Genomic DNA, 17,492 nt, shown 5'->3' on the forward strand with positions numbered 1-17,492 from the left:
CCGGCATCGCCACATCCTCGCCGTCGATCCGGTCGCTGTGAGCCGGAACACGGCGGGCGGTGATCTCAAACGCCGTATTGCGCTTTGATCGCGACTCTGGCGCCGGTCAGAAGTTCGCTGGACAACTCGCGATCGGTGGCCGAGACCGATCGCGCCAGCGCCACGCTGCCGATCATCGTGGAAATGATGGCGGCCGCTTGCTTCCTCGCTTGCGGCTTCCTGACGCCACGCGCGGCAAGCCGTTCGGCGATCCTGTCGACGTATTGGGAAACACCACGGGAAAACTGCTTTTGGATGAGCCTGTCGAGGTTGGCGATCTTCGACACCAGCGATGCCATCGGGCAGCCGCTGCGGGCATCGTCGCGGTGCCCGACGCAGAAATAAAGATCCAGGGCCTCGGTCAGGGACATGTCGTCGGTCCATTCCGCCAGCCGTCTTTCAAAGGCGAGCCGGAGGGCCTCCGCCGCCAGTGCCGTCTTCGAGGCGAAATGCCCGTAAAACGCACCGTGGGTCAGGCCCGCCTCCTGCATGATGTCGACCACCGTGACGGCGTCGAAGCCACGCTCGCGGAACAGCCGGGACGCGGCATCGATGATCGCGCGGTGATGCTCCGCATTCTGCGCCTTGGTGACCCTCATCGGTGCGCTCTGCCGGTCGCGCCGAGCCCCGGCAGCCTCGTCACGCGCGAGGCGCTCCTCGCAGCAAGTATCACCATGGCGTCTCTGCGCATCCAGGACCTGTTCAAAGAGGGCTTTCCGTCGAGCGGCCGGCTGGGGTCGATGAGGCGTGGGAATGGATTGTAAGCCGGGAATACCGGCCATGCATATCCCCAAAGGCCTGCACCGAGGTTGTCCTCACAGCCCGCGGCGCGCCGGAATCGAGGCTCCAAGGCCGAGGACCGGATAGGAATAGCAGACACGCCGGAGCCGAGCCGGAGCACATCGCATCCCGTCGCTGCCCTTGCGGCGCGCCAGGTGCGTGCTCATTTGAGGCCGGTTGGGGACACTGGGTGGCATGGCATGAACGGGAGCAGTGTGGGCCCGTCCGCGACCGCATCGGGCAATGATGCGGGACGGACTGCGGTATCGTTCTCGAAGGGAGACCGGGTCTGCAGCTCCGAACTCGGCAGTCTGCGGCATCCGCGATACGCCAAGCTTCAGGGAACGGTGGTGCGGGATGGCAACGGACGTTATCCCAACAGCGTGCGCGTGCTTTGGGACGGCTCGCGGACGGCGGTGGCGATTCACCGGGACTATATCCAGCTGATTCCTTGCGCGTCGGCTTCATCCACGCCGTGAAAGCTGTGTGCTATTCGGTCCAGAATCCCGATCGCGAACGATCCATGAGCTGCGTGCCCAGACGGGATCACGTGCATGCCTGCTCTGCGCCTCGCTCTGGAGTGCGTGCCTGAGCGATGACCGGGATGGCGAGTGATCACAACAAGGTGAGAATAATCCGAGCCGAAGGCATTATGACTGTAATGTTATTTCGTGTGACGGCCCTTTCGCAGAACGATTCTGTCGTCATCCACGCTTCTTGCACAAAACAGCATCAACCATCGCGCGTTTGAATGAATGATATGCGTCATTCCAAGCGTGTCAGGGCCTGTGACGGTGCTGTGACCAGCGTGCTACAGCTGCGGTAAGAGTTCTGCCGGCCCCCGGTTTGCTATTTGAGTTAGGTAATCATGTTGCATAACATGATTAAACGCTGGAAGGGGGCCCCTTCAAGTCGTCCCGAAGAGTGGTTTTGCAGCGCTGTCGCGCGGATCGCAAACCTGTCGATGGGAGCAACCGACCCGGACGTTCCGCCGACGCATCGCGCCAGCCGAGGCCGGGTCTAAATTCACGCTTGGAGGTTATATGAAAGTTATTCGGAGCGTTTTGCTCGGCACCGCCGCGGGTTTCGCCGCGCTGACCGCAGCACAAGCCGCCGATCTTCCCGTCAAGGCGAAGGCGGTCGAGTACGTCAAGGTCTGCTCGCTTTACGGCGCGGGCTTCTACTATATCCCTGGCACCGACACCTGCATTCGTATTGGTGGCGCCGTCCGCATCGCGACCACATTCAACGGTACGACTTATGGCGTGCCGTTCTATCAGGGGGGCACCGGCGGCGCGAATTCGTACAACCGCAACTACTTCACCAACCGCGAGCGGTTCAACCTGTTCATGGATACGCGTACTCAGACCGAGTACGGCGTGGTCCGCACCTATGCCAGCATCCTGTTCGACTACACGCAGGGCCGCGAGAATATTTCGGGCGGCTTTGTCGAGAACGACTTCCTGTTCATCCAGTTCGCCGGCTTCACCTTCGGTAAGGCGGTTTCCCAGTTCGATCCGCAGTGGACGCTGTCGCGGCCCTGGATCGGCTCGACTGGCTTCTTCTCTGGCTCGTTCAACGCGACCGGCATTCCGCAATTGGCCTACACCGCGGAGTTCGGTAACGGCGTATCGGCGACGCTGTCGCTGGAAGACGCACAGCCCTACCGGTCGGCGGGCGTCGTCAACACGTCGCTCACCGGCGCCAACGCGCTGCTCGGCCCGTTCGGCGCTGCCACCACCGGCTACGGCACCAGCGCCAACACCTTCCAGGGCAATGCGCAGGCCGGCGACCACGTGCCGGATATCGTTGCCAACCTGCGGCTCGACCAGGCCTGGGGCTCGCTGCATGTCGCCGCCGCGGCGCATGAAGTCCACGGCACTTATTACACGCCGACCAGCAGCGACAGCGGGAAGCCCGACTCGACCTGGGGTTTCGCGGTCACCGGCGCGTTCGAGCTGAAGAACCTGCCCACCGGCCTGGGCGACAGCCTGAAGGTTGAAGCCACCTTCGCCAACGGCGCGGCGAAGTACACCTTCGGCGGCACCTGGGACAGCTCCGGCGCGGGGCGTCTCGCCAAGATCGGCGATGGCGGCCTGGCGTTCGGCTACATCCTGGACGGTGTCTACGGCACCGGCACCGGCATTGAAAAGAGCAATGCCTGGGACGTCAGCGCCTTCTATGAGCACTACTGGACCCCGGCATGGCGTACGTCGGTGTTCGGCTCCTACAGCCACATCTCCTACGGCTCGGGCGGCAACTCGCTGCTGCTTGCGGCGGCCAATGCCGGCCGGCTGAGCACGGGCAACACCAATGCGACGGGGAGTTTCGATCTCGGCGTTGCTCAGGTCGGCACGCGCACGGCCTGGAGCCCGGTCAAGGATCTCACCCTTGCTCTCGAGTTCAGCTACACGCGGCTCGACCAGCACCTGGAAGGCACCTTTACCAGCACCGGCACGGCGATCCCGGGTTATGCGGCTGGCAGCCAGTTCCAGCTGAAGGATCAGAACCTGTACACCGGTTCGGCACAGATCCTGCGCAGCTTCTAACGGTTGATCACGAGAAAGGAGCCAAGCTTCGTGTAGACCTCCAAGGACCTCCGGTGGTGCCCCACCGGAGGTTTCTTTGTGCCTGCTGCAATGTCGATGGCGCGACGGAGAATCGGACCGGCAAACAAATCTGCAAACAAAAAGGTCGCTGTCCTCTGAACAGCGACCCCTTGGTGATGTCAGGCGGAATTGCGTTCAGTACTGACGAACGGTGAAGCCATTGCCACGGTAGACGCCGGGGCGGTTCGGCGTGACGATCACCGCATCCGGGCCGCGGCGCGGGCCGGCATAGCCTCCGCGATAGCCACGATCATAACCGCGATCGTAGCCACGATAACCATGACGATGCCTGCGATAACCGCGATCGTAGTCGCGATAGTATTGAACGCTGGTCACGTCATTTTGCGGAGCAACGATTGTGCTTGGAGCCTGTGCCTGGAAGGCGTGCGCGGGCAGTGATGCGGCGCTCAGTCCGAGCAAACCAATTGCGAGTGCGAGAGCTTTCACGAATTTCTCCTAACTTCACGAGAAGCGCAGTGTGCGCGGACAGGAATGAACTCGTCATGAATGATCAAGTTCCATGCTGTCCTGTGCAGGTGCTTTGCATCGCAAATCGAGGCGAATGATGGTGCGCGGTCCCGAGCGCGACCTTTGGTCGCGCCATGATTGGTCGAGTCGATTGTCGGCGGCGCCGCGATCGGCGATCAGTCCGTACGGCCGACAAGCCGCCGCAGCCATTGTTTCGCCACAGACCATACCAATTGCCCAACGTTGAGCGAGGAGCCGGTCGCGCGCGACGCCAAGGTGTCGTCACCGAGTTGCGCGCCAATACTTGCCGCGAACTGTCCAACCAGGTGTCGGGCGAACTCCTGCGCCAGCCCCGAGCGCGAGAACTGCGCCAGCGCGCCCTGCAGATTATAGAGCACCGTCACTTCGACTCGCGTTGCCATATCCTGATCGAGCGATGTGAGCCTGTAGGCGATTTCGCCCCGGGTGCGCGAGCCCGAGCCGCTGTCGCTGCCGGCGCCGATGATGGTGCCGCTCCAATCGGCCTCGTTGCGCTCGATCGCTGCGGAGCCGGCGAAACTCGCCGCGATCGGGCCGAGCTTGGTGACCATGCGGCCTTTGACGGTCTTGCCATCATAGGACAGCACCTGCGCGCCGGCCAGGCAGGCCGCGACGCGCGGCACGTCGCCGAACAGCTCCCAGACCGCCGCGCGCGGTTTGCGGATGACAAAGCTCTCGTCGAAGCGGGTCCAGCCCTGTCGCGCGGTTTTTTCGTCGGCCGGCGCACGGGTCGCTTCGGCCGGCAGCGACGCGGCCGGCCGGGCCTGCGTCGCCACGGGTGTGAACCTCGGCAGTGCGGGGGCGGTGACGTGCGGGACGACGCTGTCCGCGGTCGCTTCGCACGGTTTGCGTTTGTCGATCACCGAGGCGACGGCGTCGACGATCCCGACATAACCCGTGCAGCGGCAGAGGTTGCCGGACAGTTCTTCGCGGATCCGGCGCTCGCCCGCGGCCGGCAGCCGCAGCACGATGTCGCGCGCGGCGATCAGCATGCCGGGGGTGCAGAACCCGCATTGCAGGCCATGTTCCCTGGTGAAGGCATCGCGCAGTTCACCCATCACGCCGTCATGGTCGAAACCCTCGATGGTCGTGATGTCAGCGCCGTCGCAGGCGACCGCAAGGGTGATGCAGGACCGCGCCGGGGCGCCATTGAGCAGCACGGTGCAGGCGCCGCACACGCCATGCTCGCAACCCAGGTGGGTGCCCGACAGGCGCCGGTTGTCGCGCAGGAAATCGCCGAGATGGGTGCGCGGCTGCACATCGGCGGTGATCGGTGCCCCGTTAAGTGTGAAAGCGACGGTGGTCATGATGCGAAGACATCCTTGAGGGCGCGCATGACGGCGGCGCGGCGCATCCTGCGCTCGGCGGGATCATGGCCGGCAATGGGATCGACCGCGGCGGCGACGGCAGCCTCGGTGATGGCCGTGATGCCGTTTTCTGCGATCGTGGTGGCGAGGTTGTCGAGCGGCTGCGGCGGGCCGGACAAGGCGCCAACATACAACCGGGCGCGCCGCGATACCGGATCGAACACGGCGGCGGCGCTGGCTTCCGGAAACTCACCGGTCTTGCGGCAGAATTTGTAGTAGCCGGTGCGTGCGGCTGGCGACAGTTTCGGCACGTCGACCGCCACCACGATTTCATCATCAGTGATGCGGGTCTGGAACGCCGCGCGCATGAAGCTGTCGGCGGGCACCGCTCGGTTGCCGGATTTGCCCTCGACAATGATGGTTGCGCCGAGCGCGGCCAGCGCCAGCGGCCAGTCGGCGGCGGGGTCGGCATGCACCAGGCTGCCGCCGATGGTGCCGCGGTTGCGCACCGAGCGATAGGCGATGCCGGTCGCGACCGTGCGCAGCATGGCGCAGCCGGCGATATCGCGGTCTTCCAGTTCGGCGTGGGTGATTGCCGCGCCGATACGCACACTGGTGCCACGGTCGTCGATTGTGCGGAGTGCGTCGATGCGGGCGATGTCGATCAGCAGCGTCGGCCGCGCCAGCCGCAGATTGAGCATCGGCAGCAGCGATTGGCCCCCGGCCACCACCTTCGCCATGGCATGACCGCCCTGCAATGCGGCGAGCACTCCGCCGATGTCGCTTGGGCGGACATAGTCGAATGCCGGCGCCTTCATGATTGGGCCTCTGCGGGCAGAGGTTGGCGGGCAGATCCCCGTTCGATCGCAGTCAGCAGGCGGCGCGGCGTCAGCGGCGTTTCCGACACCTCGACGCCGAGATCGCGCAGGGCATCGTTGACGGCGTTGAAAAGCACCGCCGGCGGCGCGATGGCGCCGCCTTCGCCCATGCCCTTGATGCCGAACGCGGTGTAGGGCGACAACGTCTCGGTGTGATGGATGCGGAATTTCGGCACTTCGGTGGCGCCGGGCAGCAGGTAATCCATGAAGGTCGAGGCCAGCGGCTGGCCGTTGGCATCGTAGGGGCTCTCTTCATAGAGTGCGGTGCCGATGCCTTGCGCGGCGCCGCCGATGGTCTGGCCATCGACCACCATCGGATTGACCATGCGTCCGCAATCCTCGGCGATCACATAGTCCAGGATCTCGATGGCGCCGAGTTCGGTATCGACCGCGACCACCGCGGCATGGGAGGCATAACTGAACGCCCCGGTGTCGACCTGCGGCTTGTAGCCGATGGTCGCCTCCAGCCCGTTGACGTCGACGTCCGGTGGCAGCAGTTGCGGCCGGCGGTACCAGGCTTCGGCGATCTCCTTGATCGTAACAGACGATTGCGGCCCGACCACGCGACCGGGCATGTAGCTCACCGTATTGGTGGCGCACTGCATCAGATGCGCACCGATCGCGAGCAGACGCGGCACCAGCGCTTCGCAGGTTTTGGCCACGGCGCCGCCGGTCATCACGATGCTGCGCGAGGCGTAGGTGCCGGTCGAGAATGGTGTGGCGCCGGTGTCGCCGTGAATTACGCGAATATTGGCGACATCGACGCCGAGAATCTCATTGGCGATCTGCGCCAGCGTGGTTTCCATGCCCTGGCCGTGGGAATGCACCCCGACCCGCACCTCCAGGCTGCCGTCGACCAGCATGCGCACCGTCGCCTGGTCGTAGCCCGGGATCAGCGGCAGGCCCCAGGCGGCAAATACGCTGGTGCCGTGGGCGGATTGCTCGCAATAGCTGGCGAAGCCGATGCCGATGCGCCGGCCGTCGGTTTCGCCCTGGCGCTGGCGGGCACGCCATGTGTCGAGGTCGATCTCGCGGCGAACCGTCTCCAGGCTGCGCGGATAGTCGCCGCTGTCGTAATGCTTGCGCGCGACATTGGTGTAGGGCATCGCCTGTGCCGTCACCAGATTCTCCATGCGGACTTCCCAGGGCTCGCGGCCGACCTCGCGGGCGATCGCGTCCATCAGCAGTTCGATGGCGAAGCAGACACTGGTGCGGGCCACGCCGCGGTAAGGCAGGAAGCCCGGCTTGTTGGTGGCGACGCAATAGGTCTTGCAGCGATAGCCGCGGATATCATACGGGCCCGGCAGATTGCCAGTGGCCTGTCCCGGTTCGAGCGCGACGGTGAACGGCCAATTCGAATAGGCGCCGCCGTCGATGGTGACTTCCGCATCCAGAGCCAGCAGGCGGCCGCGTTTGTCGGCATAGGCTTTCAGCTTGTAATGGTGCTGGCGGCTGTTGGCGCCGGCGATCAGGTGTTCGCGGCGATCCTCGATGTAGCGGAACGGGCGCTTGTAGGTCAGCGCCAGCCAGGCGACGCAGATTTCTTCCGGCTGCAGCACGCATTTGTAGCCGAAGCCGCCGCCGACATCGGGGGCGATCACCCGGATCTGTCCCTCGTCGAGGCCCAGGCATTGCGCGAGCCCGATCCGGATCACATGGGGCACCTGCGTCGAGGTGTAGACGGTCAGCTGCTCGGCCCGGAAATCCCAGTCAGCGACGATCGCCTTGCCTTCCAGCGGCACCATGGCCTGGCGCGACATCGTCATCTCGCGCTCGATCACCACGGGCGCGTTCTGCGCATGCTCCTCGAAACCGTTGTCGTAGTTCAGGGTGAGAAACAGATTGTCGTCCCATTCCTCATGCACCCGGGTCTCGGTCGTCGTGCGTGTCGCATGGGCGTCGACCAGCGGAGGCAGTTCCTCGAGATCGAGCTCGATTTTTTCCGCGAGATCCTCGGCGGCGGCACGGCTTGGGGCGATCGTCATGGCGATCAGTTCGCCGGCGAAGCGTACCTTGCCCTGCGCGAGCGGGTGCTGGATCGACACCTTGTAGCTGGGAACCGTGCAGGGCGCGGCGATGGCGTTGACGCCGGTGAGGTCGCCGCCGACGAAAACGGCGGATTCAAAGCCCTGCGGCTTGGTGACGCCGCGCAGCACGGCATGCGCCACCGGGCTGCGCAGGAAGGCGACTTCGCTTTGGCCGGGAAGGATGATGTCGGACACATACTGGCCGCGGCCGTGCATCAGCCGCGCGTCTTCCTTCCGAGGCACCCGTGCGCCGATGCCCTGATTTGCCATGCTCATTCCTTCCCACAGAAAATTATTGTGTTACCGGGCCCAGCGAGGCCCGGTAACAGCCGGCGACTTTGCGCCTACCAGCCGGACGCACTGTAGCGGAAAGCGTCGAGCCGGTATTCAGCCACGCGAAACCAGCTGTTGGACTGGGTCATGAACGCCTTCCAGTGCTCGTAGACCTTCTTGAAGTCGGCATTCTTGGAGGCGATATCGTCGAAGGTTTCCAGCGACGCCTTGTGGCAGGCCTCCAGCACTGCTTGCGGAAACGCCCGCAACTCCGTGCCGCCTGCAATCAGCCGTCGCAACGCCTCCGGGTTTCGCGCGTCGTATTTCGCCTGCATCAGCAGGTTCTGCTCGTTGGCCGCGGTTTCGAACGCGATCTTGAACAGCGGCGGCAAGCTCTCCCAGGCGGTGGTATTGGCGAACGCCGTGATCATTGCCGAGCCTTCCCACCAGCCCGGCGTATAATAATATTTCGCCACCTTGGCGAAGCCGAGCTTCTCGTCGTCGTAGGGGCCGATCCATTCCGCGGCATCGATGGTGCCGCGCTCGAGCGCAGCGTAAATATCGCTGGCCGGAATTTGCGTCGGAACGGCGCCGAGCCGCGACAGCACGTTGCCGCCGAGACCGCCGATCCGCATCCGCAGGCCCTTGAGATCGTCGACCGATTTGATCTCCTTGCGAAACCAGCCGCCCATCTGCACGCCGGTGTTGCCGCAGGGGAAGTTGATCAGGCTTTCCTTGCGGAAGATGTCGCGCATCAGCTCCATGCCGCCGCCATAGTACAGCCAGGCTGCCTGCTGGCGTGAGTTGGCGCCGAATGCAACGCCGGAGTCGAAGGCATAGACCGGGTTCTTGCCGACATAGAACGCGGTCAGGGTGTGGCCGCATTCGACGGCGTTTTTCGCGACCGCGTCGAACACCTGGGATCCCGGCACGATCTCGCCGCTGGCGAACACGTCGACCTGGAATTTGCCGTCGGTGAGCTGGCCGATCCGCTGGCACATTGCGTCCGCCGAGCCGTAGATGGTGTCGAGGCTCTTCGGCCAGCTCGTGGTCATGCGCCAGCGAACTTGCGCCGTTTGCGCGACGGCGGGACTTGCGATGGCAGCGGCGGCTATGCCGGCCGTTGCCTGCTGCAGGAAGGCACGCCTTTTCATCGTGATACTCCTTGAAGGTTGGCGCTCATGATCATGAGCGGGCATCAAACGGGATGGTAAAACCGCCGGTCCGCAGCGACAGCGCTGCGAACGCGGACAACGCGACGACCAAACAGATCTCGTTCCGATTGCGCTGCGCGCATCGTTCCTCCGGAGAGTCTTCCCCAGTGCTTTCTTGCGCCAGGCTTCCTCACGATCCGGCAATGTCGCTGTCGGGCATGCCGGATAAATTATGCTGGTATACTGATGAAAATGTTAGAACCTGTCAAACAACAAACGCGCGCGCAATGCAGGCGACGCGAAGAATCTCGCCGGCGATCGTTTCGTTGTTGCAGGATTGAGCAGCGCGCATAAGGAAGCGGCGCTGCGCGAACAGCAATGCAGCAGCGCCAACGCGTGGTTGTTCAGTGCCCGGAAGATCGCGCTGCGCTGTGGTGCCACGGCAATGCAAGCCGTTCGGCGAGACTGACGGCTTCCATCAGCAGAACGCCGAGCACGGCCAGAAGCGTGATGGCGGCGAACACCCGGGGCGTGTCGAACATGCCCTGCGCGCTCAGGATGACGTAACCGAGGCCGCGCTGCGAGGACACGAACTCGCCGACAATGGCGCCGACCAGCGCCAGCGACATCGAAACCTTCAGACCTGCGAAGAGATGCGGCAGCGCGCAATAGAGCTTGATCCGGGTCAATACCTTCCAGCGCGATCCGCGCAGGGTCCGCGCCAGGTCGATGGTATCGGGCGGCACCGAACGCAGGCCGAGAATGGTGTCGATCACCACGGCAAACACCGCGATCAGGAAGGCGATCGCGATCTTCGGCTCGGAGCCGGTGCCGAACCAGATGATGCAGAGCGGGGCGAGCGCGACCTTGGGCACGCTGTTGAGCGCCACGAACAGCGGAAACAGCAGCCGGTCCAGCAGCTTCCATTCGGTGATGAGGACTGCGAACAGCACGCCGAGCACGGCGGCCACGGCAAAGCCCGCCAGCGTGATCCCGAGCGTATAGCTCGCCTGTTGCGCAAACCACAGCGGTGATTGCGCCAGCTCCGTGATGATCTCAGAAGGCGCCGGCAGCAGCACGGGGCGGATCTGGTAGACCCGGCACGCCAGCTCCCAGAGCAGCAGAAAGACAGCCGCGCCGATGAACGGAATGGCCTTGCGGCCGATCGCAGCACCAGCGAGCGAGATACGGGACACGTCAGTCATGCAGCAGCCCCATGCTTTCGAACAGCCCGCGGACATGGCGGGCGTAGGTTCCGAACGCAGCGCTTTCGCGCACCGCCAGCTTGCGATCCGTGGGCAGCGTGATCGGAATATCGTCGATCACCTTGCCCGGCCGCGGGCTGAACACGACAATGCGGCTGGACAGGAAGATCGCCTCCGAGATGCTGTGGGTGACGAAGATTACCGTCATGCGCCGGTGCATCCAGAGCCGGTACAGATCGACATTGAGCTGGTCCCGCGTCAGCGCATCGAGGGCGCCGAATGGTTCGTCCATCAGCAAAAGCCGCGGGTCGAGCAGCAGGGAACGACACATGGCGACGCGCTGGCGCATACCGCCCGACAGCGCCCGCGGGTAGGCGTGAACGAAGCCGCCGAGGCCCGCCATCTTCAGCAGCTCCAGTGCGCGCGGCTCGAACTGGCTCTTGCGCGCGCCGCTGAAGTCCGCGGGCAGCAGCACGTTGTCCAGCACATTCATCCAGTCCAGCAGCGCGTCGCGCTGGAATGCCATGCCGAGCCGGTCGGGCGGGCCGTCGATGCCCTTGCCGTCGATCGACAATGCGCCGCTGGTGGTTTGTTCCAGTCCGGCCAGGCAGCGCAGGAAGGTGCTCTTGCCGCAACCGCTGGGGCCGAGCAGGCTGACGAACTCGCCTTCCGCGATATCGATCGAAATGTTGTCGATCGCGGTGAGGCCATCCGCCGGCCCGCCGAAACGCTTGCCGACATCCCTGGCAACGATCATTGCGGGCTCACTTCAGGCTCGCGCCGACGTCGGCGACGATCTTCGGGTCGATCAGGTCGTTGGTGAAGAGATCCTTCGGATCGATCGTCTGCCCGAGCAATCCGCCTTCGGAGAGGATGCTCACAGCCTGCTGCCAGTCGCCCAGTGCCATGCTGCCGAACGGCAGCGATTTGACGGCCTCGGTCAGGGCATAGTCCTTCAAGGTATCGATCTGCTGGCGCAGCACCTTGGGGTCGAGCTTGGACTGCGGCCGCGCGGCAATGATCGCCTTCACCCCCTCGTCCTCATGACCGTTGAAGATGTAGGCCCAGCAGCCGGCGACGACACTGACAAAACGCTTGAGCGGGTCGCGCTTCGCGGTGATGGTCTTTTCGGTTGCAAACAGGCCGAAGCTCGGAAATTTCAGGCCGTTTTCGGAAAACCGCACCGCGGTCGACGGCCGCTGCGCCTCGACCACGGCCAGGAAGAACGGCACGGATGAGAAGGCGGCATCGGTACGGCTGGTCATGTACATGCCCGCCTTGCCGGCGGCATCCACGTTGAGCAGCTCGACATCGTCGCGCTTCAATTTTCCGGCCGCTAGGAAACGATCGATGAAGGGCGCCTCGAGCGAGCCGGCGGTGAAGGCGATCTTCTTGCCTTTAAGGTCGGCCGGTCCCTTGATGCTGCCATCCTTCGGCACCAGCAGGCCGATGTCGTTCTCCTGGATGAAACCCGCGATGGCTTTGACCGGCAGGCCTTTTGAACGCGCGATGGCCATCGGCGCGAGCGAGGCATGGCCGACATCATATTCGCCGTTGCCGACGATCTGCACCGTCGACACCGAGCCGTTGCCGTCATCCAAAGTAACGTCGAGCCCATATTTTTTGAACAATCCCGACTGCTGGGCGAGATGGAATGGCGCCTGATCGCCCCAGGGCGTCCAGTCTAGACGCACCCTGATGGCATCTGCCGCAGTCGCCGGCGCGGCGAACGCCAGCCCCGCGAACAGCGAGCCGGATAGAAACGATGTGATTGCGCGGAAGCGATGACGGAGGTGCAGCATGGAAACCTCGAAACGATCTGTAACCGGCACATGGCAGGCTAGCAGATTTGCAGGGGCGCGCAAGATATGCAAGTGTACTGATGAATTTTGATGTCAGTGCCAACGGTGGTTGCCGGTGGGCGCTGCGTTTCGCTGTGAAAAAGCGCAGTGGGCGTCGCACCTGACGCGAAATCTCTGGTACGTTCGCGAGCAATTGCGGATGACCGGGGCGCATGCGCGCCGACACCAGACAGACAGGATACCAAAAGCCAATGCCGATACGCCGCGCCACCACCAAGCCGAAGCCCGCCGAACCCACACCACCCCGTGCCAAACGCAGTGCTGCCGACGCGCCGGCGCCCGTGGCGCGCAAGGCGCCGCGGTCTCCGGAGATGCCGCTGTGGGCGCGGCCCGGCTATCTGCTGCGGCGGTTGCATCAGATTCACTATGCGCTGTTTTTCGAGGAGTGCGCCGACTTCGATATCACGCCGGTGCAATATGGGCTTCTGACGACGCTGTCGCAGAATCCGGACCTCGACCAGAATTCCCTGGGGCGCGAACTGGGGATCGACCGCACCAATGTTGCCGATGTGTTGGCGCGGCTGTCCCGGCGCGGTCTGCTGGAGCGCCACCGCAGCAAGGAAGACAAGCGCATGGTGCTGGCGCGGCTGACGCCTGCCGGGCAGCGCGTCACCGACGAGATGTATCTGGCGATGCAGCGGGCCCAGAACCGGCTGCTGCAGCCGCTTCCGGCCGAGGAGCGCAAGGCCTTCATCAACACGCTGCTGCGACTGATCGACGGCAACAATCATCTGGGACGGACGATCTACAACCCGAGCTGACCGTCCATCAGGGTCTAGAACGCGTCCGGCTGGGTGTTCGGCTGCGTGTTGCGGAAGGCGTCGAGCTCCATGCAGCGTCCGAAAATTCCCTTGATGATGGGGTAATCGTCGACCGAGCAATCGAATCGCGCCGCATTGAACACCTGCGGCACCAGGCAGATGTCGGCCATGGTGACGCTGTCGCCAAAGCAGAAGGCGCCGTGCAGCTTCGTGTCGGCGAGATAGTCCTCCAGCCCGCGAAACCCTTCGGTGACCCAGTGCGCGTACCACGCCTTGGTGGCGGTCTCGTCGGCGCCGAACTGCGCCTTCAGGTGTTTGAGCACGCGCACATTGTTCAGCGGATGCATCTCGCATCCGATGATCTGCGACACCGCCCGCACATAGGCGCGCGAGCGGATATCTTTCGGGATCAGCGACGGCTCGGGATAGCTTTCATCGAGATATTCGATGGTCGCCATCGACTGGATGTAGCTGTCGGCGTCGTCCACCAGCAGCGGGAGCAACTGCTGCGGATTGAGCGCGCAATACTCCGGCGCGCGATGCTCCATCTTCGGCAGGCTGACGTAATGGGGCTCATAGGCGAGCCCCTTGTACGCCAGCGCGATCCGCAGCCGGAACGAGGTCGACGACCGGAAGAACGTGTAGAGCCGCCGCTGCACGGCGATCAGCCCGCGGCCTTCTGAAGGATTTCGTCCGGCGTGGACGACACCACTTCCACATACTTCGGAACGAATTTGCCGCCCTCGATGTATTTGATGAATTCCGGCTTGATCTCGTTGGCGAGGATCTTGCGGATCTTGGCATGCTCTTCGATGTCGGCCCACTCGGCGATCAGGAAGAAGCGCTGCGGGTCCTCGGTGTCGCGACACAGTACGCCGTCCTTCACCTGCGCGGACGATTTGTGCATCGGGTTGTCGTCGGAATAGTCGAACTTTTCGAACAGCTCGATGAAACGCGCTTCCTCGCCGGCCTGCACGCGAAAATCGTAGATGTGCAAGAAGTTGCCTTTGGTGGCGATGGGCTCCTGCGCCATGTCGAAGTCCTTTCCTGTGTGTCTGTTTTGAGCCGGTCTAAATCGCGTGTTGTGCCCGGACTAAATATGAGGTTATACTGACGATCTACCCAAGGCAATACGCGATCTCATTTTCGCGATGAGATGCGATCAATTCGGATCATCACGCGCATGGCATGGCAGCGAGCGGCGTCACTGAAATCGATTCCCAAGGATGGTGTGCTCGGTGTGAAACTCGATGGCACGCCGATCGCACTCTATGATCTGCAGGGCGAGATCCGTGCGACGCACGGCATCTGCACCCACGCGCTGGCTTTCCTGGCCGATGGATTTGTCGAGGACGGCAAGATCGAATGCCCCTTGCATCAAGGGCTTTTCGATATCCGCAGCGGCAAGGCGCTGTGCGCGCCGCTGACCAAGGACATCGCCACCTACGCCGTGAAGGTGGAGGGCGACGATGTGCTGGTGGACCTGGAGCAATCAGGCCGTTCGACAGGTGATGTCTCCACAGATAATGCCTTGACCAGCGTTGAGCCCCTTGCAACGAGCGACAACGCCGCCGCCGCAACAAATGTCGTCATCGTCGGTGCCGGCCAGGCCGCCGCCGCCGCGATCGTCGCAATGCGCGATGCCGGCTTCAACGGCACCATCGATCTCGTCGGTGATGAAGTCCACCTGCCCTATGAGCGTCCGCCCTTGTCGAAGGAGGCATTGCTCGGACAGCCGACTGCCTTTCAGCCGCGGCTGAGCGAGGAGGACGCGCGGCGGTACGGCGTCAAACTTCATCTGGGTCAACGCGCTGTCGCAGTCGATTCGCGCGGACGGACTGTCAGCCTGGAGGGTGGCGAAGCGTTGTCCTACGACGCGCTGCTGCTTGCCACCGGCGGCAGGGCGCGGCGCCTGGCTTTGCCGGGCAGCGACCTCCCGAATGTGTTGCATCTGCGCACGATCGAAGATGCAGCCATGATCGAGCGGGCTTTCGCGACCGCCACCCATGTCGGCATCATCGGAGGTGGTTTCATCGGCCTCGAGCTTGCGTCTTCGGCGGTTGCGCGCGGCCTTGCGGTCACGGTGCTGGAACGCGAGCCGGAAATCATGGCGCGCATTCTGCCGGCGCCGCTCGGTCGTGTGTTCCGCGCGCTGGCCCGGCGGCATCAGGTCGACGTGCGCCGCAACGCTGACGTCACCGAAATCACCCGGCGCGGCAAGAGGCTGGGCATCCACACCGGTGGCGAGATCATCGAGGTGGACGCGGTGCTGGTGGGAATCGGGTTAGAGCCGAATCTCGATCTGGCGCAGGCCGCGGGCTGCACCGTTGCCAACGGGATCGAGGTCGACGCCGATGGCCGCACCAGCGTCCCGAACGTCTGGGCCGCCGGCGATTGCACGCTTCATCATGTTGCCGCCGCGGGCGGTCGCCGGATCAGGCTGGAGAGCTGGCACAACGCAGAGGAGCAGGGCGCCGCCGCGGGCCGCTCCATCGCCGGTGCGGCGTCGGCCGCGCTCAAGCGGCCATGGTTCTGGACTGATCAGTTCGGTCTCAACATCCAGATGCTCGGTACCATCGCGCCGACCGATCTGGTGGCCCATTCGGGCGCGGCTGGCGCCAGCGCCGGTGCGGTCTATCGCACCATCGATCGCGCCAGTGGCCGGCTGACCGGCGTGGTTGCCTTCTCGGACGCCCAGGCGATCCGGGCTGCGCGCGCCGAGCTCGAGTTATCCGCGCCGTTCGACCTGATGGCGGCCGGCGCGCAGGTGCTCTCCGCCGACACGCACACGGATGATGATTCTTCAGACGACCACTCGGAGGCCAGCGACATGACCGCAAATCCCCCGCTCTCGATTACCACCCGTTACGCCTGGCCGAAGGAAGGCCTGCGCCGGATCCCCGACTGGGTCTACACCGACCAGACCATCTACGAGCGCGAGATCGACAAGATCTTCCACGGCCGCACCTGGAATTACGTGGCGCTGGAATGCGAGGTGCCGAATCCCGGTGACTACATTCGCTCCAATGTCGGGCCGACCCCGATCGTGGTGTCGCGCGCCGAGGACGGCAGCATCCATGCGTTCGAAAATCGCTGCGCTCATCGTGCCGCGGAGTTCTGCCGCGAGCTCAGCGGCAACGCCAAGGAGTTCGTTTGCCCTTACCACCAGTGGTCCTATGACCTGAAGGGCAATCTCGCCGGCGTTCCCTTCCGGCGCGGTGTCGACGGCAAGGGCGGGATGCCGAAGGATTTTAAAGCCGCTGACCACGGTCTGCGCCAGCTCAACGTCACCACCCACCGCGGCGTGGTGTTCGCCTCCTATCAGCAGGATATGGAATTGCTGCAGGATTATCTGGGACCTGAGATCCTGGCCGAATTCGAAGCGACGTTCGATGGCCGCAAGCCGAGACTGCTGGGACATTACCGCCACTCTTTGCCGGGCAACTGGAAACTCTACCACGAAAACCTGAAGGACCCGTACCACGCGACCCTGCTGCACACCTTCCTGGTGACGTTCGGCCTCTTGGTGGCCGGCAACAAGTCGCTGATGCTGGCAGATCCCACCGGCCGCCACGGCGTGATGGCTTCGGCCAAGTCCGACGGCAAGAACGTGAGCAGCGACACCAAGAAGGAAATGCGGGCGTATCGGGAGAGCATGGAACTGGCCGAGCCGCGATTCATGGATTTCATCGACGAGTTCAAGAGCCCGTGGTCGGTCACGATGGCGACGATCTGGCCGAACCTGATCATCCAGCGCGAGATGAACACGCTCGGCGTGCGCCAGATCGTCCCGACTGGTCCCCATGAATTCATCATGAAGTGGACGATGTTCGGTTTCGAAGGCGACGACGAGGAAATGACCCGGCATCGGTTGCGACAGGGTAATTTGATGGGCCCGGCGGGCTTCCTCGGCCTTGAGGACAACGAGGCCATCAAGTTCGTGCAGGACGGCATGCAGCGGGTGCCGAACGGCCGCCATCTGGTCGAACTCGATCCCGCGGTCGCGGCCGGCACCTCGGATACCCTGATTTCAGAGGCGGCGATCCGGGCGATGTACCAGCACTGGCGCCAGGAAATGGGGCTGTGACCA

Annotated in this window: 15 protein-coding genes; 4 read left to right on the forward strand and 11 right to left on the reverse strand. The window is 63.8% G+C overall.

Features of this window, described 5'->3' with window-relative positions; genetic code table 11:
- Window positions 1-65: 65 nt before the first annotated feature.
- Window positions 66-821, reverse strand: a complete 756-nt coding sequence (locus RS897_RS17660; protein WP_315837798.1) for a TetR/AcrR family transcriptional regulator — start codon at window positions 819-821, stop codon at window positions 66-68.
- Between the two features lie 198 nt (window positions 822-1,019).
- Between RS897_RS17660 and RS897_RS17665 the strand changes: the two genes are divergently transcribed.
- Window positions 1,020-1,298: a hypothetical protein gene (locus RS897_RS17665; protein WP_315837799.1), complete on the forward strand. Its 279-nt coding sequence runs from the start codon at window positions 1,020-1,022 to the stop codon at window positions 1,296-1,298.
- A 564-nt stretch (window positions 1,299-1,862) separates the two neighbouring features.
- Window positions 1,863-3,368, forward strand: coding sequence for a porin (locus tag RS897_RS17670; protein WP_315837800.1), 1,506 nt, complete (start codon window positions 1,863-1,865; stop codon window positions 3,366-3,368).
- A gap of 195 nt (window positions 3,369-3,563) precedes the next feature.
- On the opposite strand, the gene RS897_RS17675 is transcribed toward RS897_RS17670, so the two are convergent.
- From RS897_RS17675 to RS897_RS17710, 8 genes are all read right to left on the reverse strand, one after another.
- Complete coding sequence (locus tag RS897_RS17675) at window positions 3,564-3,875, reverse strand: hypothetical protein (protein ID WP_315837801.1); 312 nt, start codon at window positions 3,873-3,875, stop codon at window positions 3,564-3,566.
- Between the two features lie 197 nt (window positions 3,876-4,072).
- Window positions 4,073-5,242 carry a 2Fe-2S iron-sulfur cluster-binding protein gene (locus RS897_RS17680; RefSeq protein WP_315837802.1) on the reverse strand — a complete coding sequence of 390 codons (1,170 nt, stop codon included), beginning with the start codon at window positions 5,240-5,242 and terminating at the stop codon, window positions 4,073-4,075.
- Window positions 5,239-6,060, reverse strand: coding sequence for an FAD binding domain-containing protein (locus RS897_RS17685; protein ID WP_315837803.1), 822 nt, complete (start codon window positions 6,058-6,060; stop codon window positions 5,239-5,241). Before RS897_RS17685 ends, RS897_RS17680 begins: the two co-directional genes overlap by 4 nt.
- Window positions 6,057-8,417 carry a xanthine dehydrogenase family protein molybdopterin-binding subunit gene (locus RS897_RS17690; protein WP_315837804.1) on the reverse strand — a complete coding sequence of 787 codons (2,361 nt, stop codon included), beginning with the start codon at window positions 8,415-8,417 and terminating at the stop codon, window positions 6,057-6,059. The genes RS897_RS17685 and RS897_RS17690 overlap by 4 nt, the downstream gene beginning before the upstream one ends.
- A 74-nt stretch (window positions 8,418-8,491) precedes the next feature.
- Window positions 8,492-9,574: a TRAP transporter substrate-binding protein gene (locus tag RS897_RS17695; RefSeq protein WP_315837805.1), complete on the reverse strand. Its 1,083-nt coding sequence runs from the start codon at window positions 9,572-9,574 to the stop codon at window positions 8,492-8,494.
- Between the two features lie 404 nt (window positions 9,575-9,978).
- Window positions 9,979-10,779, reverse strand: a complete 801-nt coding sequence (locus RS897_RS17700) for an ABC transporter permease (protein WP_315837806.1) — start codon at window positions 10,777-10,779, stop codon at window positions 9,979-9,981.
- Complete coding sequence (locus RS897_RS17705) at window positions 10,772-11,536, reverse strand: ABC transporter ATP-binding protein (protein WP_315837807.1); 765 nt, start codon at window positions 11,534-11,536, stop codon at window positions 10,772-10,774. Before RS897_RS17705 ends, RS897_RS17700 begins: the two co-directional genes overlap by 8 nt.
- Window positions 11,537-11,543: 7 nt before the next feature.
- Window positions 11,544-12,581 carry an ABC transporter substrate-binding protein gene (locus tag RS897_RS17710; protein WP_315837808.1) on the reverse strand — a complete coding sequence of 346 codons (1,038 nt, stop codon included), beginning with the start codon at window positions 12,579-12,581 and terminating at the stop codon, window positions 11,544-11,546.
- Between the two features lie 251 nt (window positions 12,582-12,832).
- Here RS897_RS17710 and RS897_RS17715 point away from each other — a divergent pair, with 251 nt between their 5' ends.
- Complete coding sequence (locus tag RS897_RS17715) at window positions 12,833-13,402, forward strand: MarR family winged helix-turn-helix transcriptional regulator (protein ID WP_315837809.1); 570 nt, start codon at window positions 12,833-12,835, stop codon at window positions 13,400-13,402.
- 14 nt (window positions 13,403-13,416) lie between these two features.
- On the opposite strand, the gene maiA is transcribed toward RS897_RS17715, so the two are convergent.
- Both maiA and RS897_RS17725 read right to left on the reverse strand, forming a co-directional pair.
- Window positions 13,417-14,061, reverse strand: coding sequence for a maleylacetoacetate isomerase (maiA, locus tag RS897_RS17720; protein WP_315837810.1), 645 nt, complete (start codon window positions 14,059-14,061; stop codon window positions 13,417-13,419).
- 5 nt (window positions 14,062-14,066) lie between these two features.
- Entirely contained in the window at window positions 14,067-14,435 is a 369-nt protein-coding gene (locus RS897_RS17725; protein WP_315837811.1) for an antibiotic biosynthesis monooxygenase family protein, read from the reverse strand.
- 150 nt (window positions 14,436-14,585) lie between these two features.
- On the opposite strand from RS897_RS17725, the gene RS897_RS17730 reads away from it, so the two are divergent.
- Window positions 14,586-17,489, forward strand: coding sequence for an FAD-dependent oxidoreductase (locus RS897_RS17730; RefSeq protein WP_315837812.1), 2,904 nt, complete (start codon window positions 14,586-14,588; stop codon window positions 17,487-17,489).
- Window positions 17,490-17,492 lie beyond the last annotated feature (3 nt).

Source organism: Bradyrhizobium prioriisuperbiae (assembly GCF_032397745.1).
Lineage (GTDB): Bacteria > Pseudomonadota > Alphaproteobacteria > Rhizobiales > Xanthobacteraceae > Bradyrhizobium_A > Bradyrhizobium_A prioriisuperbiae.